At 28.9% G+C, this 20,458-nt stretch carries 19 protein-coding genes, 1 tRNA gene and 1 other RNA gene; 16 read left to right on the forward strand and 5 right to left on the reverse strand.

The window, feature by feature from the left end:
* Positions 1 to 102: 102 nt before the first annotated feature.
* The 12 genes from HMPREF9709_RS00725 (at position 103) to HMPREF9709_RS00780 (ending at position 11,953) form a co-directional block, all read left to right on the forward strand.
* Positions 103 to 1,632, forward strand: coding sequence for an ATP-binding cassette domain-containing protein (locus tag HMPREF9709_RS00725; protein WP_005396998.1), 1,530 nt, complete (start codon positions 103 to 105; stop codon positions 1,630 to 1,632).
* 61 nt (positions 1,633 to 1,693) lie between these two features.
* Complete coding sequence (locus HMPREF9709_RS00730; protein ID WP_005396999.1) at positions 1,694 to 2,617, forward strand: DNA-methyltransferase; 924 nt, start codon at positions 1,694 to 1,696, stop codon at positions 2,615 to 2,617.
* Positions 2,618 to 3,186: 569 nt separating this feature from the next.
* Entirely contained in the window at positions 3,187 to 3,903 is a 717-nt protein-coding gene (locus HMPREF9709_RS00735) for a cytochrome c biogenesis CcdA family protein (RefSeq protein ID WP_005397000.1), read from the forward strand.
* A gap of 11 nt (positions 3,904 to 3,914) precedes the next feature.
* Positions 3,915 to 4,478 carry a redoxin family protein gene (locus HMPREF9709_RS00740; protein WP_005397001.1) on the forward strand — a complete coding sequence of 188 codons (564 nt, stop codon included), beginning with the start codon at positions 3,915 to 3,917 and terminating at the stop codon, positions 4,476 to 4,478.
* Between the two features lie 11 nt (positions 4,479 to 4,489).
* Entirely contained in the window at positions 4,490 to 5,632 is a 1,143-nt protein-coding gene (msrAB, locus tag HMPREF9709_RS00745; RefSeq protein ID WP_005397002.1) for a bifunctional peptide-methionine (S)-S-oxide reductase MsrA/peptide-methionine (R)-S-oxide reductase MsrB, read from the forward strand.
* A gap of 5 nt (positions 5,633 to 5,637) precedes the next feature.
* Positions 5,638 to 6,390 carry a response regulator transcription factor gene (locus HMPREF9709_RS00750; RefSeq protein ID WP_005397004.1) on the forward strand — a complete coding sequence of 251 codons (753 nt, stop codon included), beginning with the start codon at positions 5,638 to 5,640 and terminating at the stop codon, positions 6,388 to 6,390.
* 10 nt (positions 6,391 to 6,400) lie between these two features.
* The gene (locus HMPREF9709_RS00755) at positions 6,401 to 8,068 is read left to right on the forward strand and encodes a cache domain-containing sensor histidine kinase (protein ID WP_211204491.1); all 1,668 of its coding nucleotides are present in this window, start codon (positions 6,401 to 6,403) and stop codon (positions 8,066 to 8,068) included.
* A gap of 182 nt (positions 8,069 to 8,250) precedes the next feature.
* Positions 8,251 to 8,619, forward strand: a complete 369-nt coding sequence (locus HMPREF9709_RS00760) for a DUF3139 domain-containing protein (protein ID WP_005397007.1) — start codon at positions 8,251 to 8,253, stop codon at positions 8,617 to 8,619.
* A gap of 326 nt (positions 8,620 to 8,945) precedes the next feature.
* On the forward strand, positions 8,946 to 9,143 hold the full coding sequence (locus HMPREF9709_RS00765) for a PLDc N-terminal domain-containing protein (protein WP_005397010.1): 198 nt from the start codon (positions 8,946 to 8,948) through the stop codon (positions 9,141 to 9,143).
* A 2-nt stretch (positions 9,144 to 9,145) separates the two neighbouring features.
* Entirely contained in the window at positions 9,146 to 10,060 is a 915-nt protein-coding gene (locus HMPREF9709_RS00770; RefSeq protein WP_005397011.1) for an ABC transporter ATP-binding protein, read from the forward strand.
* The gene (locus HMPREF9709_RS00775) at positions 10,057 to 10,827 is read left to right on the forward strand and encodes an ABC-2 transporter permease (RefSeq protein WP_005397013.1); all 771 of its coding nucleotides are present in this window, start codon (positions 10,057 to 10,059) and stop codon (positions 10,825 to 10,827) included. The genes HMPREF9709_RS00770 and HMPREF9709_RS00775 overlap by 4 nt, the downstream gene beginning before the upstream one ends.
* Positions 10,828 to 10,840: 13 nt before the next feature.
* Positions 10,841 to 11,953 carry a helix-turn-helix domain-containing protein gene (locus HMPREF9709_RS00780; protein WP_005397015.1) on the forward strand — a complete coding sequence of 371 codons (1,113 nt, stop codon included), beginning with the start codon at positions 10,841 to 10,843 and terminating at the stop codon, positions 11,951 to 11,953.
* A gap of 54 nt (positions 11,954 to 12,007) precedes the next feature.
* On the opposite strand, the gene ffs is transcribed toward HMPREF9709_RS00780, so the two are convergent.
* The 4 genes from ffs to tyrS form a co-directional block, all read right to left on the reverse strand.
* An RNA gene (gene ffs / locus HMPREF9709_RS09760) (signal recognition particle sRNA large type) lies at positions 12,008 to 12,273 on the reverse strand.
* A tRNA-Ser gene (locus tag HMPREF9709_RS00785) sits at positions 12,272 to 12,364 on the reverse strand. The genes ffs and HMPREF9709_RS00785 overlap by 2 nt, the downstream gene beginning before the upstream one ends.
* 137 nt (positions 12,365 to 12,501) lie before the next feature.
* Positions 12,502 to 13,758 carry an AI-2E family transporter gene (locus tag HMPREF9709_RS00790; protein WP_005397017.1) on the reverse strand — a complete coding sequence of 419 codons (1,257 nt, stop codon included), beginning with the start codon at positions 13,756 to 13,758 and terminating at the stop codon, positions 12,502 to 12,504.
* Between the two features lie 17 nt (positions 13,759 to 13,775).
* A complete protein-coding gene (gene tyrS, locus HMPREF9709_RS00795; RefSeq protein WP_005397018.1) occupies positions 13,776 to 15,017 on the reverse strand; it encodes a tyrosine--tRNA ligase in 1,242 nt (413 codons plus the stop codon).
* Positions 15,018 to 15,146: 129 nt separating this feature from the next.
* Here tyrS and HMPREF9709_RS00800 point away from each other — a divergent pair, with 129 nt between their 5' ends.
* From HMPREF9709_RS00800 to HMPREF9709_RS00810, 3 genes are all read left to right on the forward strand, one after another.
* A complete protein-coding gene (locus tag HMPREF9709_RS00800; protein ID WP_005397020.1) occupies positions 15,147 to 15,827 on the forward strand; it encodes an acyl-[acyl-carrier-protein] thioesterase in 681 nt (226 codons plus the stop codon).
* Between the two features lie 9 nt (positions 15,828 to 15,836).
* Positions 15,837 to 16,313: a glutathione peroxidase gene (locus HMPREF9709_RS00805; RefSeq protein WP_005397022.1), complete on the forward strand. Its 477-nt coding sequence runs from the start codon at positions 15,837 to 15,839 to the stop codon at positions 16,311 to 16,313.
* Between the two features lie 138 nt (positions 16,314 to 16,451).
* On the forward strand, positions 16,452 to 17,723 hold the full coding sequence (locus HMPREF9709_RS00810; RefSeq protein WP_005397024.1) for a glycoside hydrolase family 140 protein: 1,272 nt from the start codon (positions 16,452 to 16,454) through the stop codon (positions 17,721 to 17,723).
* Between the two features lie 55 nt (positions 17,724 to 17,778).
* Here HMPREF9709_RS00810 and HMPREF9709_RS00815 read toward each other — a convergent pair whose 3' ends face one another.
* Positions 17,779 to 18,804 (reverse strand): LacI family DNA-binding transcriptional regulator, encoded by a 1,026-nt coding sequence (locus HMPREF9709_RS00815; RefSeq protein ID WP_005397026.1) that lies wholly within the window; start codon positions 18,802 to 18,804, stop codon positions 17,779 to 17,781.
* Between the two features lie 224 nt (positions 18,805 to 19,028).
* Here HMPREF9709_RS00815 and HMPREF9709_RS00820 point away from each other — a divergent pair, with 224 nt between their 5' ends.
* Positions 19,029 to 20,450, forward strand: coding sequence for an L-fucose/L-arabinose isomerase family protein (locus tag HMPREF9709_RS00820; protein ID WP_005397028.1), 1,422 nt, complete (start codon positions 19,029 to 19,031; stop codon positions 20,448 to 20,450).
* The last annotated feature ends 8 nt before the right edge of the window (positions 20,451 to 20,458 follow it).

Here is a 20,458-nt window from a genome sequence, read left to right on the forward strand (position 1 = left end):
GTTTATTCATATAAACAGATTTTTTATGTCTAAAAATCTAATTCTACAATTTTAAATATCCAATTATCATGGCATACATTTCCAAATTTATAAGGAGGATTTATGCTGCAAATAAATAATTTAAGTCTATATTTATTGGAGGATTTACGCCCATTGCTTGAAAACTTCACTTTTTCACTCAATAAGTCCGATAAAATCGCGCTTATCGGCGAAGAGGGTAATGGTAAATCAATGCTAATTAAGGCGATATATGATAAAAATATGATAGAGGATATTTGTTCTATTTCTGGTGAAATATATTCTGATAATGAAAAAATCAGCTATTTGCCACAATCAATCGATGATGAAGTATTAAGAAAGACAACTGAAGAATATTTATATGAGAATGTCCCATTGGATATTTTTGACTATAATCTTTTTTATAAACTGATTGGTGAATTTAATTTTGATGAAGAGCTGATTTCTCGTGAGAAATACATTTCAACCTTATCCGGTGGTGAAAGAATTAAATATATTTTATTGATAGAAATGTTGAAATCACCAACTTTGCTATTAATGGATGAACCAAGCAATGATCTTGATTTAGACTCGGTCGAATGGCTTGAAGATTTTATGAAAGATTTAGACATCCCAATAATTTTTATCTCGCACGATATTAAACTTTTGTCAAATGTTGCAAATAGGATAATTCATCTTGAACAGATAATGAGGAGAACTAAAGCAAAACATACAATTGTTTCAATGACTTATCCAGAATATATCGAATATAGGTCGGCCAATATCTATAATCAGACAAAGCGTGCAAATAAAGAGCAGGAAGAATTTGAAAAGAAAATGCATCGATATAGGAAAGTTCATGATGCGGTGGAGCATGCATTACGAGATACCAAGCCAAATAATCCAGAAGTAGGTAAAAACTTGAAAGATAAGATGCATACGGTTAAGTCTATGGGGAAAATGCTAGAAAAGGAGAAAGAAAACCTTGCAAAGGCACCCGATTATGAAGAAGCAATTTCAATTGATTTTGATGAAAATATTAATGTGCCAAATGGAAAAGTCATCTTAGATATGAGTTTAGATAAACTTGAAATTAATGGAAAAATTTTATCTAAGGATATAGTTTTAAAAGTGTTTGGACCAGAAAAAATTTGTATCATCGGTAAGAATGGTGCAGGTAAGTCAACTTTATTAAAAGAAATAATTAAGGAATTAGAAAATCTCAATTTAAATGTTGGTTATATGCCTCAAACTTATTTTGAATTAAAAGAATACGATATGAATGCTTTAGAATATTTATCTAAGACATTTACAAAAGAGGAACATTCCCACATTTCAACGTATCTTGGTGCACTAAGTTTTAGAAGAGAAGAGATGTATAGAAAGATAAAGTCTTTATCGGGTGGACAAAAAGCCAAGCTATTTTTTGCAAAAATGAATTTGAATAAATGCGAAGTTTTAGTTTTGGACGAGCCTACAAGAAATTTATCTCCACTTTCTCAACCAGAAATTATAAATGCTCTCAAATCCTTTAATGGTGCGATAATTTCCGTTTCTCACGACAGAAATTATATAAAAGAAGTTTGTGATAAAACTTATGAGCTTGATGAGAATGGATTGCATTTTTTAGGCTAATCTACTTGTTATTAGTTTTCATATACTTTAAAATATAAGTAGAATACTAAAAGGAAGAGATATGAAGATAAAATCAGACAGAAATAAAACGATAGATTTTGGTTTGGAAGAGGGAAAAAAGTACTTACAAAATGCAATAAGATTTAACCAAAATCTTAAAGTTGATGAAATAATAAATAAAAATATTATCGGAGATACATTTGAAGCGCTAGATTTAATCGAGGACAATTCAATCGATTTAATAATCGTTGATCCGCCATACAATTTACGTAAAAACTACCATGGAAATGTTTTTACTGAGAAAAATGCAAAGACATACGAGGCATATACCATCAAATGGGTGGAGAAAGTAAAAGATAAATTAAGGACCAACGGCTCGATTTATGTGTGCTGCGATTGGAAATCTTCTTTAATGATTGGTCCGATTTTGGCTAAATATTTCAACATTAAAAATAGGATAACTTGGGAACGAGAAAAAGGGCGTGGAGCAAAAACGAATTGGAAAAATGCTCTTGAAGATATTTGGTTTGCGACAGCATCAGACGAATATACTTTCAATGTTGAAGATGTAAAAAAGAGAAAGAGAGTTATTGCCCCTTATAAAGAAGATGGAATGGCGAAAGATTGGAAAGAAAGTGACAAAGTAAAATATAGGGACACCTATCCCTCTAATTTTTGGGATGATATAACAATTCCATTTTGGTCAATGCCAGAAAATACAGCCCATCCAACGCAAAAACCCGAGAAACTTATTGCGAAATTGATATTAGCTAGTTCAAATGAAAATGATTTAATCTTAGATCCATTCATGGGATCCGGTACAACATCAGTCGTTGCGAAAAAACTAAACCGCAGATTTATTGGAATAGAGCAAAATGAAATCTATGTAGCCTGGGCAGAAAAAAGATTAATCGATGCTGAAAAAAATAAAGAAATACAAGGCATTAAAAATGGTGTATTTTATGAGAGGAATTTTAATGTTTAGCGTTTTTTGATAGCTACCCTAATGTTAAATGTAATTAATAACTCTATTCCTAAGATAGAATTTGATTAATTATGGCTAAAAGAAGATGTTGTCTTTCCAAGATCATATACATAAAACTCCATTAATTAGATTTTATGTATAAAATAAAAATGATCGTATACATAAAACTAGTTTTCAAAAATATATGTATAAAAATTTTCCGGATTTTATACATATATGCTTCATACTATCCAATATGTGTATAACAAGAGCTGGTGAACTTATACATATGTACTTAAAATCATCAGAATGTGTATAAAATTTTTGAAAATCTTATACATAGAAAAGAAAAATTAGGATTTATGTATAAACTCTTCTTTGACTTTATACATAAATTTTCAAATCAGCAAAAATATGGATAAAATATTATGTTCTAAAAAAGGAGTTGTTACAGAATGACGAAAAAGTTATTTTGCAACAGCTCCTTTTAAATATAAGATTCCTAACGAAATTAAAGTTTTTACAAACTATATTCTATTATAATAAAAATCCAATATAGTATAATTTAATTAACAAATGAGGAGGTAAAAATGATACAAGATCAAATAATAGTTAGTTCGGTGTTTTTTGCAGGTATGCTATCATTTTTTGCTCCATGTACTTTTCCATTAATCCCTGTATATATTGGATTTATGACGGATGAGGCTGGGGAATATAAAAAGATTAAGGTTTTAGGTTTGGAGATAAATATTGGTGCGCTGATTAAGACGATGGCTTTTGTATTAGGTATTTCAACAAGTTTTGTGATATTAGGTTTTGGTGCAGGTTTTTTAGGAAGTTTTTTAAATAATAAATGGGTACTGACCATTGCTGGTTTATTAGTGATTTTATTAGGCATTCATCAGATGGATATCATACATTTGAAAAAAGTGGATAGGATGAATGGTGTACGATTAAATGTTAAAACAAAAGGTGTGCTTGGCACATATTTGATGGGTGTGTCCTTTAGTTTAGGATGGACACCATGTGTCGGTCCAGTACTTGCTTCAGTTTTGATAACTTCTGGAAGCAGCAATACTCAATGGTATGGAGCATTTCTAATGTTAGTCTATGCTATTGGTTTGATGATACCATTTTTAATAATGGCGATAGCATCAAGCGCTATAATCAATAAATTCAGCTTTTTTGAAAAACATTTGATTCTGATTAAGAGAATCGGTGGTTTTCTAATAGTAATCATGGGAATAGTGCTGATGAGCAATCAGTTACCAAATGTTGTAGCGTTTTTTAATAATATATTTATGTGATGGAGTGAGATATGAAAAAATTATTTTTAGTGGGAATGGTTCTTTTGTTTGCATTAGTTGGATGTAGTAATGCAAATAATATTAAAGAAACTATGTCAGAAAAAGATATGATGAAAGATAAAAAGATGAAAGAGACAAAAAAAGAGGAAAAAATGAGTGATGCAACAAGCTCAAGTGTTGTTTTAGAAGATATGGAAGGTAAAGAATACAAATTAGGTGGAAATGGCAAAAAAACTTATGTGAAATTTTGGGCATCTTGGTGTCCAATATGTCTTTCAGGTCTAGATGAATTAAACAAATTATCTATGGAAGATAAAGATTTTGAAGTCATTTCTGTTGTTTCTCCTAATAATCTAGGTGAAAAAAGTAAGGAAGAATTTAAAAAGTGGTTTTCTGGATTAGAGTATAAAAATATTAAAGTTTTATTTGATAATACTGGAGATTTTATCAATAAATATGGCATTAGATCAGTGCCAACAAGTGTTGTGATTGACGCAAAAGGAGAAACTGTAAAAACTATTCCGGGACATGTACAAAAGGATTTAGTAGAAAGTATTATGAAAGAAGTTAATTGATAGGAGATGCTATGAAAACAAAAGTTATTGCGGTTATTCTCGTATTAGTTGGCATACTTACAGCTTGCTCTAGAAATAATGGCAATGTGACAAAAGAGGATGAAAATATGAATTCAAGTGAAAATATATCTGAAAAAATATATAAGATTATCAGTGAGAGACATTCAGAAGTAACAAATCCAAATGATGGTGTGGACTATTCTAAAGCAAAACTTAAAACTATCTATTTAGCTGGTGGTTGTTTTTGGGGAATAGAAGCGTATATGGAAAAAATCTATGGTGTTGCCGATGCTATAAGTGGATATGCAAATGGAAATACAGAAAATCCTAGTTATGAAGATGTTTCCTATAAAAATACTGGTCATGCAGAAACGGTAAAAATAGATTATGATCCAGAAAAAGTGAGTTTGGAAAATTTATTAGACTACTATCTAAGAGTTGTTGATCCTACAAGCTTAAATAAACAGGGCAATGACAGAGGCACTCAATATAGAGCGGGTGTATATTTTATAGATGAAAATGATAAGAAAATTATCGAAAATAGACTAAAAGAAGAACAAAAGAAATATGATAAAAAAATTGTTGTGGAAGTTGAAAAACTAAATAATTTTTATAAAGCTGAAGAATATCATCAAGACTATTTGAAGAAAAATCCGGGAGGATATTGCCATATTGATTTAATCAAGTCAGATGAGCCCATCATTGATGTAACGAAATATCCTAAACCTTCAAAGGAAGAGTTAAAGGAAAAATTGACAGATATTCAATACAAGGTAACACAGGAAAATAATACAGAATCAGCATTTTCAAATGAATTTTGGGATAATCACGACAAAGGCATTTATGTAGATGTTGCAACAGATGAACCACTATTTTCATCAGCAGATAAGTTTGATTCTGGATGTGGTTGGCCATCATTTAGCAAGCCAATTTCTAAAGATGTTATTAAATACAATGAAGATTTAAGTTATAATATGAAAAGAACAGAAGTAAGAAGCAGGAGTGGGGATTCCCATCTTGGTCATGTTTTCGAAGATGGACCAAAAGAATTGGGTGGACTTAGATATTGCATTAATAGTGCTTCTATAAAATTCATCCCATTGGAAAATATGAAAGATGAAGGATATGGATATTTAGAATATTTAGTAAAGTAGGAAGAATGTTTAATTTATTGTTAGTAGATGATGAACCTTTGATGAGAAGAGGTGTTAAATCGCTTATAGATTTAGAAAAATTGAATATAAAAAATGTTTTTGAAGCTGAAACGGGAAGAGATGCTATAGATATAGCAAAGCATGAAGATATCGACATTATACTGATGGATATCAATATGCCTGAAATGGATGGTTTGACAGCCTCTGATTTAATAAAAAAAGAAAATCCCAATGTCTATATAATCATTTTAACTGGTTATGACTATTTCGAATATGCTCAAATGGCGATAAGAGCAAAGGTTGATGACTATATACTAAAACCTATTTCTAAAAAAGACATCGAATTTGTCTTAAAAACGACAGTGGATAAATTAATTCAAAAAAAGAAAATTCAAAATTTAGACATTCCACATGTGATAAATACAGGAGAAGAAGACATTTTTGGCAGTTATCTTGAAAATAATTTATTTGATAAAGAGTTAAGTCTTAGTAAAATGGCGAAGGATATAGGCTACAATCCAAATTATCTGAGCGTCTTATTCAAAGAAAAATATTCAATGACATTTCAAGATTACATTTATAAAGTAAGAATGGAAAGAGCGAAAATTCTATTACTTACAACAAAAATGAGAAATCAAGAAATCGCAGATGAAATAGGTATAGAGGATGTAAACTATTTTATAACCCGGTTTAAGAAATATTTCAATAAAACGCCAAAACAATACAGACAAGGAATTGTAGATGAAGAAGATGTTTAAGAAGCTCAATATGAAAATTAGTATATACTTTTTTATAATCTCGATGATGATAGTTTTCTTCATCTCTTATACAGGATACAAAAATTCGGTTGAGTTATTAATAAGAAGCAAGAGAATTCAGACAAAACAAGAGTTAGAAAATGCCGGCATTTATATTTCCTCCTATTTAGATAAGATAAAATCGCTGGCAAATCTAATCTCTATGAATGATGAAATCAAGATGATTTCAGATAAACAATATAATGATTTTACTTCGCTAAAAAATTTCATTTCTATAATACAGAAAAATGACAATTTAATTGAAAACATCATTATTGCGTCAAAAACGGGGAAAATAATCTCCTCTTCTAAAATAGATCTATCTCAATCACAGCAATTAGATAAGGAAGAATGGTACCAAAAATCACTTCAATATAAAAATATGCCATACATTACAAATGAAAAGCATAAATTAACTTCTGAACAAGAAGGTAATCTCATTTCAATAACAAGTGAAATAAAGGATGCGTCAAATAATCACCAAGGTATAATCATTATAGATTTATCACATAAGTTTATTGAAGACTATATTACAAAAATGAATTTTGGCGACAATGGTTATGGATTTATTGCGACATCTCAGGAAAAACTTCTTTTTGATACAAATACTCTATCAGAAAATAAGAAATACATTGAGCTTTTAAAATCCAGAATGAAATCATTAGAAGGAGATTTTATAGGAGAAACATTTAACATTCCAAATACAGATTGGATAGCCGTAGGCGTAACCTCGATGGAGGGCATAAACAGCTTAAAAAATGTACTCATTACAAATACAATCTTTTGGGCGATAATCGTTTTAATAATAAGCATATTTATTTCACTATTAATCTCAAATAGGATAACTAAACCCATAAGAAATCTTATTAAAAACATAAAAAATACGGACCACAAACTAACGCCTTTACCATCTGATAAAAAATCCTCCAGTGAAATACAAGACTTAACTACAGCATTTAACCAACTTCTTTCCAAGGTATCGGATTTAACACTAAGCATTGCTGAAAAAGAAGAAGCAAAAAGAATATTTGAGCTAAAGGCTCTACAAAGTCAGATAAATCCACATTTCATTTATAACACATTAGATACAATCATGTGGTTAATAGAATTTAATGAAAATGAAAAAGCCATCGAAGTGACAAAATCTTTAGGAAAAATTCTAAGGCTAACACTTGGTATAAATCAAGACTTCGTACGACTAGAAGAAGAAGTCGCTCATGTAAAAAATTATCTAGAAATTCAAAAAATCAGATACGACGATAAATTCGAATATAAGTTTGACATTTCAAAAGACACAGAACAACTAAAAGTCCCAAAACTTATATTACAGCCGATAGTAGAAAATGCCATCTATCATGGTATTAAACCATTAAAAGGAAAAGGCGAAATTACCATTAAATCCTACCTTGAAGATGAAACTCTATTCATCATTGTTGAAGACAATGGTATAGGACCACAACAAGCTAAAGACAAAAACATCAAAACAAAACTTAGCGGAATAGGCATGTCAAATGTCGACCAACGAATTAAAATATTAAATAATGACAATTGTGGGATAAAATTAAGCAGGGAAAATGGAGTAACTAGAGTGGTGTATGGATTGGAGATTAATGAATGTAAAGTTTGGAGGAAAAGTTGAATTTCAGAACGCTTAAAAGATTAGGAGAGTTAAATATTTAATTATATTTAATCATTATTAATGATGAAAATGTATTGACAATACTTTCACGAAAAGTTATAATTTTATTAGATTATAATCTAAAATGTATATATACTTATGATATTCCCAAATTAAACTAATTAATTTATTTGGAGGAAAAGTTGAAAAATAAAAAAATGAAAAAATATATTTATATTATAGCTATTTTATTTATAGCTGTTTTTCTATATTTGACAATTATTACTAAGATGGTATTTGAAAATAATATAAACTCATACTTAAATAAGGAAGGAATTACTAACGAAGAAATATTAGAGAAGAAAATATATAGAAATAGTAAACAAGGTGGATATACTGCGGAAATAAAATTCAAAAAGGATCCAAAGTATACATACGAATTTACGCTAAATGGATACAATCCTTCTCAATATTTAGATTATAGAAAAATAAACTTATCTATATATGATGAAAAAAATGTTGAATTTAACCTTATTAAAGACAATACCAAACCTGTATATTTTATTAAATGATCGAGGCGAAAAATATGAAATCTTAACAAAGGTGTGATTATAGGTTAATAAACTAGTTAAGTAAATTTCGAAATTCTGTGGTACGTAAATACTCGGCGAGGGTATGTTACGGACCATATTTTTTTAAAATGGTTTATTTAATATAGTCTGAAATTTTAAAAAGACAATAGAAAATTAAAGGAAATTTATTCCTTTGTAATAAAAATATACCATTAGTTGACTTTGCAATTAAAAGTATAATATAAGTTTCTTGATAGTTAACTAAATTAACCATTATACTAATTATATAGAGTTCTATAAAAAAATTATTATATGAGGGGTTATAAATGGAATTTTTGAAAGAATATTTACCTATAATTCTTCCAATTATTTTGTTGGAAGTTATATTAATGTTTATTGCTTTAAGAGATGTACTAAAAAGGGAAAATTATAAATATGGGAATAAAACTATTTGGATATTTGTAGTAGTATTTATTATGATTTTTGGACCAATACTTTATTTAACAACTGCAAGGGAAGAATAGTCATGAATGTTTTAAGAATAGATAACCTATATAAATCATTTGGAAAAGAAAAAGTTATTAATGGTTTAAGTTTTGAAGTTCCAGAAAATGAAATATTAGGCTTTCTTGGAAAAAATGGTGCTGGAAAAACAACTACAATGAAAATGATTTTAGGCTTTGTAAAACCCGATTCTGGAATTATTGAAGTTTGTGGAGAAAAAGTAGAATATGGATTTTCAAAAACTAATAGATTTATTGGTTATCTACCTGATGTACCAAATTTTTATGGATATATGACATCAAAAGAATATTTAATGTTATGTGCAGATATTACAGGATTACAAAAAGATTATGCTTTTAGAAGAATTGAAGAATTACTTAAATTAGTTGGATTAGAGAATAACGATAAAAGAATAAATGGTTTTTCTAGAGGTATGAAGCAGCGATTGGGAATAGCACAGGCATTGATAAATAAACCTCGAATTTTGATTTGTGATGAGCCAACATCAGCTTTAGATCCTGTTGGTAGAAAAGATATTTTGGATATATTAAATAAGATAAAAAAGAATACCACGGTTATCTTTTCTACTCACATATTATCTGATGTAGAAAGTATTTGTGATAGTGTAATAATTTTAGATGAAGGAAAAAATATCTTAGAAGGTTCTATAGAAGAGTTAAAAAGTATTAAAAAAATAAATGAAATAGTTATTAAATTTAAGGAAAAAAATCAATCAGAAGAATTTGGTAAAAAATTATGCTTAAATAATATTATTTACGAGATAAACGATGATAAAATAATAATTAAAAACGATTCTAACCATAATATTGAAAAAAGAATTTTAGAGCAACTTTGTATAAGTGGATTTTTTCCAATAGAAATGAAAGTTAAAGAAAGCACTTTACAAGATATTTTTATGGAGGTGATAAAAAGATGAGAGCATATTTATCACTAATAAAAAAAGAAATTATAGAAAGTTTAAGGACGCATAAAATATTGGTGAGCTTTATTTTATTTGCTTTTATAGGATTAATTAGTCCTCTAACTGCAAAATTAACTCCATTAATTATTGAATCAATTTCAACAGAGGGAATGGAAATTAAAGTTACTAATCCTGTTGAAATTGATTCATGGATTCAATTTTTCAAAAATATTAATCAAATTGGAATGGTTGGTTTAGCATTGTTATTTAGTGCGCAAATTGTCAATGAATTTCAAAATGGTACTTTAATTAATTTACTTGCAAAAGGATTAGATAGAAAAGCAGTTATATTATCAAAGATTTCTGTTAGTATTATTATTTGGATATTATCGTATGTGTTATGTTTTTTTATATCATTTATCTATACCGGATATTTTTTTACTAACAGTTATAGTTTTAAAAGATTAGTATATGCATGGATGATGCCTTTAATATTTGGATTTTTCATATTATCCATAGAAATTTTAGCTAATGTAATTACTTCTAATATAATATCTTCTTTAGTTATATTAGTAACTTCAATAGGTGTACAATTTATATTAAATTTTATAGAAGGTGTTAAAAAATATTTACCAATTTCATTGCTGATTAAACCAGATAAATTAATTAAAGGAGTTGAAACTTCTAAAAATTATCTTATTCCTATGACTTTTACGATAATGATTAGTATAATATTAATAGTTCTATCAGTTATTATTTTTAATAGGAAGGAATTTTCTTGAGAATGGGGTTAAAATGTATAGTATAAAATTATCTGAAAATATTCTTAGAAAAAGAAAAGAAAAAAACATTACACAAGAAGAGTTAGCAAATTTTATGATGGTAACAAAAGCTTCTGTTTCAAAATGGGAGAATGGTCAAAGTCATCCAGATATATTGTTGTTGCCGAATTTGGCTAGTTTTTTTAATATTACTGTTGATGAATTAATCGGTTACGAATCTCAGCTTTCAGAAAGTCAAATAAGAAAAATAATACGTGAATTAAAAAACGAAATTTCAAAAGAGAACTATGACGATATTTTTAATAAAAGCAAAAAAATGGTTAAACAATATTATTCTTGTTTTTCTTTTATTAATTCGATTGCAATATTTTTATTCAATCATTTAGACTTAGTAGATAATAAAGAAAAAGTTAGGCGATATTTATTATATATATTAGATTTATTTGATCGAGTATTAACAGAATCAAGTACCTATTCATTAAAAAATATCTCTGCATATATGAAGTCTGCATGCTTGCTAAGCCTTTCAAGATTTGATGAAGTATTAGAAATTCTACGCGATACAGAAGATGAAATGTCTACTGATATTTTAGCTATTTCTGCATATCTAAATAAAGGAGAATTAACTAAGTCTCAACAATTATTAGATATATCTATGTATAAAAAAATTATTGAGCTTAGTAATCTTTTGATTATGAAGATTCAATTAAATAATGAATCATGGGAAAAATCAATTAATAAAATGGAATCTTTAAATAAAATATATAATATTGAAAATATGAATGTAGGAGTTATTATAAACTTTTATATTATTGCTGCGAAAAGCTATATTATACATGATAAGAGTGATATAGCTGAAAAATATATTGTTAATTTACTAAAAGTTTTATCAAATATAATAAAAAGTGAACCAGTTTTAAAAGGTGAAGATTGTTTTATGGATGTGGAAGCTTGGCTAAACAATAATTTAATATTATCTAGTAATTCGTATAGGAGCTCTAAAACGATAGTTAATTCAATTATTGATCAAATAAAAAAAGAAAAACTATTTGTTGAGATACTAAATAGACCTAAAGTTATTAGCTTGATAAAAATATTAAACAATAAATATAGAAAACAAATTTAAAAACAAAAAAGACAGTACTAAAAAAGGGAGACAGTACTGTCTTTTTAATATGTACGCACACCCAGTATCGGTTTATCTTTAGCTGTTGCTTTCGAAACAGTTAGCTCAGAAACGGCTACCTTACGGCACATAGGAGGCACTGCTTAATGCTGCTTCCTTCCGGACCTGACATGGTTCACAGCTTCCTATTGCATAAGACCGATTCGTCAACACCACTTATTAAGCGCATCTCAGCTATCAATAAGTCTCAATCTGGGAATTCAACCCTACTATAGCGGATTGTAGGTTACAGGGCACCGCTACTACCCCGTCTAGTGCTGGCGGAGAGTGAGGGATTTGAACCCTCGGTACGACTAAACACCGTACACATGATTTCCAATCATGCACCATAAGCCACTCGGACAACTCTCCATAATTTTGTCTTCATTTTATGTTTATAAACTAAAGGCTAACATTAATTATAATAAAATTGTTTTTATAAGTCAAATAAATAAAAATGCTGTAGAAAATTGCTAAAAATTCCTACAGCATTTGTTAATTTAGATTAATTATTTATTTTTTCTTGCTTGTTTTGCTTTCTTTCTTGCGATTGCTTCTTCTTTTTCTTTATCCTTTGTAAATATTGGTTGAATGCCATTTATTTTTAATTTTACAAATTGATATAGAATATTGATGGTGATAACTATTGGTACGGCTAGGATCATTCCCCAAACTCCAAAGGTACCACCTCCGATTATGATTGAAATTAAAACGACAATTTCATGTATACCAGAAGATACACTCATCAATTTTGCACCAACTATATTTTGTTCAATCCATTGCAATAACATGGATAGAAAGCCAATCCATAGAAACGTAATTGGTGATTTGATAAAGGCAAAAATAAGTGCAGGAGCAGTCGCCAAAACAGGTCCTATATATGGGATAACATCACAAATCATTGTAAGTATACCTATAACTAGTGCGAATGGTATACCGAATAATTCTAACATTAGCCATGTCGCAGCCCCGATAAATACTGCCATTAATAATCTACTTCTAACAAATTCTGACATTCCAAAGTTTATTTCTTTATATAGATATATGGCATCAGCTTTATATTTTTTTGGGATTAACTTGTATCCTTTTTTTAATATTTTATCTTTATCTGTTAATAGGAAGAATGTGATTATTGGTATAAGCACCATTACGACCATTGTTGAAAAACTTCCAGCAATAGTATTTAACAAGCTTGTTGTTAAACCTGGTAAATAGGCTGTAAGATCTGTTAGAGCCTTGTTTACATTTTGTTGAATGGTATTTAACATATCAGCATTAATGTTCCAATTTTCTAGCGTATTATTAATTGTAACCATCACGTTATTTATCGAACTTGGTAAGTTTGATAAAAATTTTGAACTTTCTTCAACCAAAGTTGGCACTATAGATATACCTAAAAGTGCAAATATAGCTACTATTGCAATATATGCGATTATTGTACCTAAAGACCTTTTAATGCCTTTTGATTCTAGTTTATTTACAATAGGATTTAGTAAAAATGCTAGAATAATGGCTAAGAAGACGGCGAAAGTCGTACTTCCAAGTATTGGATACTTCTTATATAAAGAAATGACGACAACTGATAATAGAATGGTTAATAATATTTTCAGTAATCTATTCCAATTGATGGTGATTCTTTTATCTTCGTCTAAATGTTTGTTACCGATATAGATAAGATAATAAATACCAATGATTACGCCGATTATAATTAAAATATATAAAGTATATTGAAATACGGGAGCTATTGTGCTGTTTCTAAGAAACATAGGGCCTCCTTATTGTGTTATTTTAACACGACTCTATGAAATACTTTTTTACCCTTTTGAATGATTAAATCATTCTTAAAGTCGTCTTTTGTTAATTCATAAGAGAAGTCTTTTAATTTTTGTTCGTTTAAGCTAATCCCGCCTTGTTGAATCAATCTTCTTGCTTCACCATTTGATTTAGTCAAACCTAAGAATGTTAACATATTTAATACACCTTTATTTTCTTCAAATGTATTTTCATCAATTTCTGTTGTAGGCATATTTTCATCGACCGCCCCTTTATTAAATAGAGATCTTGATGTTTCCAATGCTTTTTGAGCCTTTTCTTCACCGTGAATTAGTTTCACAATTTCAAAAGCTAAAACTTCCTTAGCGTGATTCATTCTTTCATCTTGATATTTTGTTAGTTCTTCAATCTCTTCAGTTGGTACAAAAGTTAATAGCATTAAGAATTTCTTAACATCTCTATCATCGCAATTTCTCATGTATTGGAAAAGTTCATAAGGAGAAGTTTTTTCTTCATCTAACCAGATAGCACCATTCATGGATTTACCCATTTTTTCTCCGTCTGCTTTAGTCAATAACTTAAATGTCATCGCATAAACTTGTTCATTTTCGTGTTTTTTAACAAGTTCAGCACCACCTAAAATATTTGACCATTGATCTGAACCACCCATTTGAATCTTTGCGCCATATTTTCTATGTAAAACTAGGTAATCATAGGACTGCATCAACATATATGAAAATTCAAAGAATGTTAAACCTCTATCCATTCTATTCTTATATGCATCTTTTTTTAGCATCTCATTTACATTAAAATGAACACCTATTTCTCTCATAAAGCTTAAGAAATTCAAATCTAATAACCAATTAGCGTTATTATCCATTATCGCTTTTCCATCAGAAAAATCGATAAATCTTTGGAATTGTTCATAGAATCTTTGAGCGTTATAATCAATTTTTTCTTTTGTCATTACCATTCTCATATCTGATCTACCGGATGGATCTCCAATCATGGTTGTACCGCCACCAAGTAAAGCAATTGGGATATGACCGTGGGCTTGCATTCTCATCATAACCATTATTTGAATGAAATGGCCAATTGTCAATGAATCTGCAGTAGCGTCAAATCCGATATAGAATGGAACTTTCTCTTCTTTTAGTAACTTTTTCAAATCTTCTTCGTATGTGCAATGTTCCAAGTATCCTCTTTCGACTAACTCGTCATATACACTGTCATGTTTAATTTTGTATTCCATTCTTTCCCTCCATTGTTTAAATATATACATTCATTATATTTTATGATAAATATATAGTCAAATACATAATTTCTACATATAATTATAATATCAAATAATTGAATAAACTTATTAAAATTTGGAGGGTAAATGAAGAGTAAATACACATACAAAATCCCTTTTTATCTATGCAATCAAAATTTACATTTAAGAGCGGACGGGCTTCTAAAACTCTTAGTAGACGCATCTTCAAGAAATACAGCTGAAGTTGAGGGAGACATTGAAGGCTACCACTGGATCCTATATAGATGGTATATCAATATCTATGATAAGATATTAAGTGAAGACGAAATCGAAATAGAAACATATTCCAGAAAAATTGACAGATTCTTTGCTTACAGAAATTTCTACATTTATAAAAGTGGTGTCAAAATTTTAGAAGCAGACTGTAAATGGCTACTTGTAAATGATGAAGGAAAGATTGTAAGAATATTTCCAGAATTAATTGAAAAATATGGTCAATCAGAAGGTTTTGCAATGCCAAAATCCGAAGTTAAACCATTAGAAAACTATTCAAAAGTGCAAAATATTCACATCCGAAAATCCGATATAGATGTCAATGGGCATGTCAATAATTCCAACTATTTACAATATATAGAAGATGTAATCAATTTAGAAAATAAATCCATAAAAAACTTAGACTTAATCTATAAAAAAGAATTAAAATATGTTGATCAACCTAAAATCCACTATTCACAAAATAACAATATTTTTGAATGTGCCATTTCAACAGACAACATTCATACAATTGCAAAAATAGAATTAGAATGAGGAGGAAAAATGACAAGTATATATGATTTCAGAGTAGAAGATATAAATGGAGACGAATTTGATTTAAATTCACTTAAAAATAAAGTTGTATTAATAGTAAACACTGCCAGCAAATGCGGATTTACCCCACAATTTGAAGGTCTAGAAAATCTATACAAGAAATACAAAGACCAAGGATTTACAATTATTGGCTTCCCATGCAATCAATTTGGTGGGCAAGATCCAGCCGAAAACTCAAAAATTGCATCATTCTGTCAATTAAACTACGGTGTTACATTCCCAATGATGGCAAAAATTAAGGTGAATGGAAAAGAAGAACATCCACTTTACACCTACCTAAAATCACAACAAGGCGGAATCTTAGGCGAGAGAATAAAATGGAACTTCACTAAATTCCTAATATCCAGACAAGGTGAAGTCGTTGCAAGATTTGCACCAAAGACAAAACCGGAAGAGATAAATGGGGAGATAGAGGAATTGTTGTAGGTATTCGATAATATAAGAAAAACGCGGGAATAGTTTACTAAACTAAAACTAAACATTTGATTAATTTAATTTATAATGTTAAACTAAAGAAAACGTATTATTGTTATTTTAGTGAAAATATTATGTGAGGAGAATGAAATGTTTAACATTAAAAATAAGGTTTTTTGTTCAAATGGTGAAGAGCAATTTATATTAGCTGATACATGCTGGAGTGCATTTACAAATGCTACAATAGAGGATTGGAAATACTATATAAACTATAGAGCAAAGCAAGGATTCAATGTTATACAGGTAAATTTATTGAGACAATGGGATGCTAGTGCATCAGATTTAGGATTACATCCTTTTGACGTTAATGAAGATGGTACTTATAATTTTAGCGAAGTAAACGACAAGTATTTTGATAGAGTATATGAAATGGTGAAATTCGCAAAGCAAAAAGGTATTACTGTAGCTTTAGTGTTATTTTGGGTTAATTATTTACCTGATACTTGGGCGACTAAATTGAAAAAGACAAGCCTATTTCCAAAAGAACTTGTGGAAGAATATATAGATTTTGTTGTTGAAAAATTTGGGGAACTTGAACCTATATTTTTTATAAGTGGAGATACTGATTTTCCATCATCTGAAGTCATAAATGAATATTATAATAAAGCGTTAAATCGATTAAAAGAAATTTCTCCGAAATCCCTAGCTGCATTGCATATTAGGGGGAGAGAACCAAAAATTCCTGATGATTTAAGATTAAATAATAATCTAGATTTTTATATGTATCAATCAGGTCATAATATAGAATATCAATACATGGCGTATACATTAGCTGAGAAATTTAATTCAACAATACCTAAAAGACCTGTTATTAATTCTGAACCATGTTATGAGTTGATGGGATATAGTAGAAGAGTTTATGGTAGATTTTCTAGAGAAGATGTGAGAAGAGTTGCTTGGCAAAGTGTATTTAGCGGAGCTAATGCAGGTATAACATATGGAGCGCACGGGATTTGGTCATGGCATAATGAACAACTTGAGTTTGATTCAAGTGTAGGCGAAGCTTTTGAAACACCATATGATTGGAGAGATGCATTAAAATTTGAAGGTGCTTGGGATTATTCTTTTTTAAGAAGATTTGTAGAAAAAGAAAAAATATTTCATGGTGAACCAGATCAATCAATTTTGTTGAATGATACAGATGAAATTAGAGTAATTAAAGTTAAAGATAGGATTTATGTTTACATTCCTTCAAATATTAAAATAAGGCTTAAAGGACAATATAATTCAAAAAATATATATTACATTGATCTAGAAACTAAAAATGTGGAAAATGCTAAAGTAGAATATGTTGAAGATGAAAACAAAACTAATATACTTATGCATGGATTCACAAGAGATACTGTATTAGTTATTAAATAAAAAAAGGCTAAGATATGAATTTATCTAAAAAGATTTTTCATACTCTAGCCTTTTTTTATATACTTCTACTTGAAGCTCTTATTATTAGATTGTTACTTACCAAAATTTGAGTTGGAATGTGATTTTTATCTTTAATTTTATCAATTATTTTATTGATACTTTGTCTAACAATTTCTTTAGAATTTACTTCTATAGTTGTTAATTCAGGAGTTATTACTCTTGATTCAGAAATATTATCAAAACCTACAACGGAAACTTCTTCAGGAACTTTTATGTTATTTTTTTGAAGTGATTTTATTAAAGAAATAGCAATATAATCATTATCACATACAAATGCTGTAGGTAAATCTTTTATGTCTAAAAAATCAATTTCTGAAGTGATTTCATTTCCTGGTAGTTCATAAATATAGTTTTCATGTATTTGAATATTATTATCATGCATCGCTCTTTTATATCCAGAAAATCTTTGAGAAAAGTTTGGAATAGTTGGTTTCCCTTTTAAGTAACCAATTTTTTCGTGCCCTTTGTCTATTAAATGTTTTGTTGATATATATGATCCATGAAAATTATTCATAGAAATATAGTCGTAATTAGAATGTAGATGACAGGAATCTATGATTACAGTATTTGGAAATTTTTCTATAAATTTATCTATGAAATCTGAACATAAAGAAGTCCCCAGTAATATTATTCCATCAGCTTTTTGTGCGTTGTCTAGTTCGTTTAACTCGTTTTCAAAATTTTCTAAAGAAACTGAACTAATAATTAGTGAAATAGGATAATCTTTTGAAAGCTTGGACATATCTTGAAGAAGTTCACTGAAGAATGGGGATGATTGATAATTATTTGTAATAAATTCATCATTTGTGCATGCTACAAAACGTATTGTAAACAGTTCTTGATGTTCATCTTCTCTTGAATTTTGTTTAGTTTTTCTAAGTGGAATATAATTATTGTCTTTTGCTATTTTTCTTATTTGTTCTCTTCTTTCATCACTTATACCAGGTTTATCATTTAGGGCTAGAGAAACGGTAGCTTTCGAAACGCCAGCTATTTTAGCGATATCTTCTAGTTTAATCATTTATACCTCCATAAATATATTTATGTATATCATAAAATTAAGATTATCATTAATTCATTAAAAAATCAAGTTAGTTAAGTTTGTTTTAGTTATTTAATGAAATTTTGATTATAATATGTTAAATTTTATCAGATTTAATAGTAAAAAAAACTAAAATTAAGTTGACATAACGTTTTCCTAATGGTAAACTTAAGTTAATTTAAGTAAACTAAAAGGAGGATTCAATGGAATTAAGTAAAATAAAATTAGGTTTTGCTCCGACTAGAAGAAATTTGTTTAGTGCGGATGCTGCGATAGAGTATGCAAATTATACGAGAGAAAAAATGGATCAACTAAAGATAAATTATGTTGATATTACTGATATTAATGATGAGGGACTGATTTTTGATGATAAATCAGTGATTTTAGCAGCTGAAAAATTTATAAAAGAAAAAATTGATGCCTTATTTATTGCTAATGTAAATTTCGGAACAGAATATTCTGTAGCTAGATTAGCGAAAAAACTAAATGTACCTGTTCTTTTATGGGGACCTAAAGATGAACATCCAGCAGAAGACGGTTCAAGACTAAGAGATTCACAATGTGGAATATTTGCGATTGGGAAAGTTTTAAGAAGATTCAATCTGAAATTCACATATATACAAAACTCTGATATTGATTCAGAAGCATTTGAAAGAGGTTTGTTGGATTTTCTAAAAGTATGTAATGTTGTAAAAACGTTTAAGAATACAAGGATTCTTCAAGTTGGTCCTAGACCATTTGATTTTTGGTCAGTAATTTGTAATGAAGGAGAGTTATTAGAAAAATTCAATATTTCTTTATCTCCAGTACCTTTAGAAGAATTAATGCAAGAAATTAAAAAAGTTGAAGCTGAGAGTGATCCGAAAGTTAAACAAGCTATAGACTATTTTAATGAAAATACAAAAGTTGAGATTGAAAATAGTGATCTAGTTAAAATTGCTAAGTTAAAAGTAGCTTTAGAAAATTTGTGTATTAAATACGGGTGTAATTCAGGGGTTATACAATGTTGGACAGCTTTACAGGATTTAATTGGTATACTCCCATATGCTTCTCTATCCTTGCTTCAAGAAGAAGGGATACCTTTTGTATGTGAGACTGATGTGCATGGTGTTATATCCGAGTTATTAGCTGAAGCGGCATCATTTGGTGAAGAAAAAGCAATATTTGCTGACATAAATTGTAGACATCCATATGAAAAAAATGGCGAATTGTTACAACATTTAGGTGTTTTTGCTTTTTCTACATCTGAAGAGAAACCTATTTTACCTATAAGACATTTCGTTTTTGATTATCCTGGTTCAGTTGCTTTTAAGGCGAAAGAGGGAGAATATACATTATGTAGATTCGATGGTGATCATGGCGAATATAATTTACTGTTAGGAAATGCTAGAACTATTGAAGGTCCTTATAATCAAGGAACTTATGTATACATGGAATTTGAAAATCTCAATAGATTAGAATTTAAGTTGGTTTATGGCCCATACATTCATCATGTGGCTGCGGTTAAAAATGATGTAGTTCCTATTTTGTATGAAGCTTGTAAATACTTAAATATTAATCCTGACTTTTATGATCCGATTGAAGAAGAGGTTAAAGCGTATTTAAGAGGTGATGATTTAATTTAGAAAAGGGA

Origin of the sequence: Helcococcus kunzii ATCC 51366, from assembly GCF_000245755.1 — a bacterium.
Classification (GTDB): Bacteria; Bacillota; Clostridia; order Tissierellales; family Peptoniphilaceae; genus Helcococcus; species Helcococcus kunzii.

What these genes read in the sequence shown, in the direction of transcription:
- HMPREF9709_RS00740 (WP_005397001.1), top strand. Translation starts at nt 3,915, where the DNA reads ATGAAAAAATTATTTTTAGTGGGAATGGTTCTTTTGTTTGCATTAGTT.
- HMPREF9709_RS00800 (WP_005397020.1), top strand. Translation starts at nt 15,147, where the DNA reads ATGAAGAGTAAATACACATACAAAATCCCTTTTTATCTATGCAATCAA.
- HMPREF9709_RS00765 (WP_005397010.1), top strand. Translation starts at nt 8,946, where the DNA reads ATGGAATTTTTGAAAGAATATTTACCTATAATTCTTCCAATTATTTTG.
- HMPREF9709_RS00810 (WP_005397024.1), top strand. Translation starts at nt 16,452, where the DNA reads ATGTTTAACATTAAAAATAAGGTTTTTTGTTCAAATGGTGAAGAGCAA.
- HMPREF9709_RS00730 (WP_005396999.1), top strand. Translation starts at nt 1,694, where the DNA reads ATGAAGATAAAATCAGACAGAAATAAAACGATAGATTTTGGTTTGGAA.
- tyrS (WP_005397018.1), bottom strand. Translation starts at nt 15,017, where the DNA reads ATGGAATACAAAATTAAACATGACAGTGTATATGACGAGTTAGTCGAA.
- HMPREF9709_RS00815 (WP_005397026.1), bottom strand. Translation starts at nt 18,804, where the DNA reads ATGATTAAACTAGAAGATATCGCTAAAATAGCTGGCGTTTCGAAAGCT.
- HMPREF9709_RS00735 (WP_005397000.1), top strand. Translation starts at nt 3,187, where the DNA reads ATGATACAAGATCAAATAATAGTTAGTTCGGTGTTTTTTGCAGGTATG.
- HMPREF9709_RS00750 (WP_005397004.1), top strand. Translation starts at nt 5,638, where the DNA reads ATGTTTAATTTATTGTTAGTAGATGATGAACCTTTGATGAGAAGAGGT.
- HMPREF9709_RS00725 (WP_005396998.1), top strand. Translation starts at nt 103, where the DNA reads ATGCTGCAAATAAATAATTTAAGTCTATATTTATTGGAGGATTTACGC.
- HMPREF9709_RS00805 (WP_005397022.1), top strand. Translation starts at nt 15,837, where the DNA reads ATGACAAGTATATATGATTTCAGAGTAGAAGATATAAATGGAGACGAA.
- HMPREF9709_RS00775 (WP_005397013.1), top strand. Translation starts at nt 10,057, where the DNA reads ATGAGAGCATATTTATCACTAATAAAAAAAGAAATTATAGAAAGTTTA.
- HMPREF9709_RS00790 (WP_005397017.1), bottom strand. Translation starts at nt 13,758, where the DNA reads ATGTTTCTTAGAAACAGCACAATAGCTCCCGTATTTCAATATACTTTA.
- HMPREF9709_RS00770 (WP_005397011.1), top strand. Translation starts at nt 9,146, where the DNA reads ATGAATGTTTTAAGAATAGATAACCTATATAAATCATTTGGAAAAGAA.
- HMPREF9709_RS00755 (WP_211204491.1), top strand. Translation starts at nt 6,401, where the DNA reads ATGAAAATTAGTATATACTTTTTTATAATCTCGATGATGATAGTTTTC.
- HMPREF9709_RS00780 (WP_005397015.1), top strand. Translation starts at nt 10,841, where the DNA reads ATGTATAGTATAAAATTATCTGAAAATATTCTTAGAAAAAGAAAAGAA.
- HMPREF9709_RS00820 (WP_005397028.1), top strand. Translation starts at nt 19,029, where the DNA reads ATGGAATTAAGTAAAATAAAATTAGGTTTTGCTCCGACTAGAAGAAAT.
- msrAB (WP_005397002.1), top strand. Translation starts at nt 4,490, where the DNA reads ATGAAAACAAAAGTTATTGCGGTTATTCTCGTATTAGTTGGCATACTT.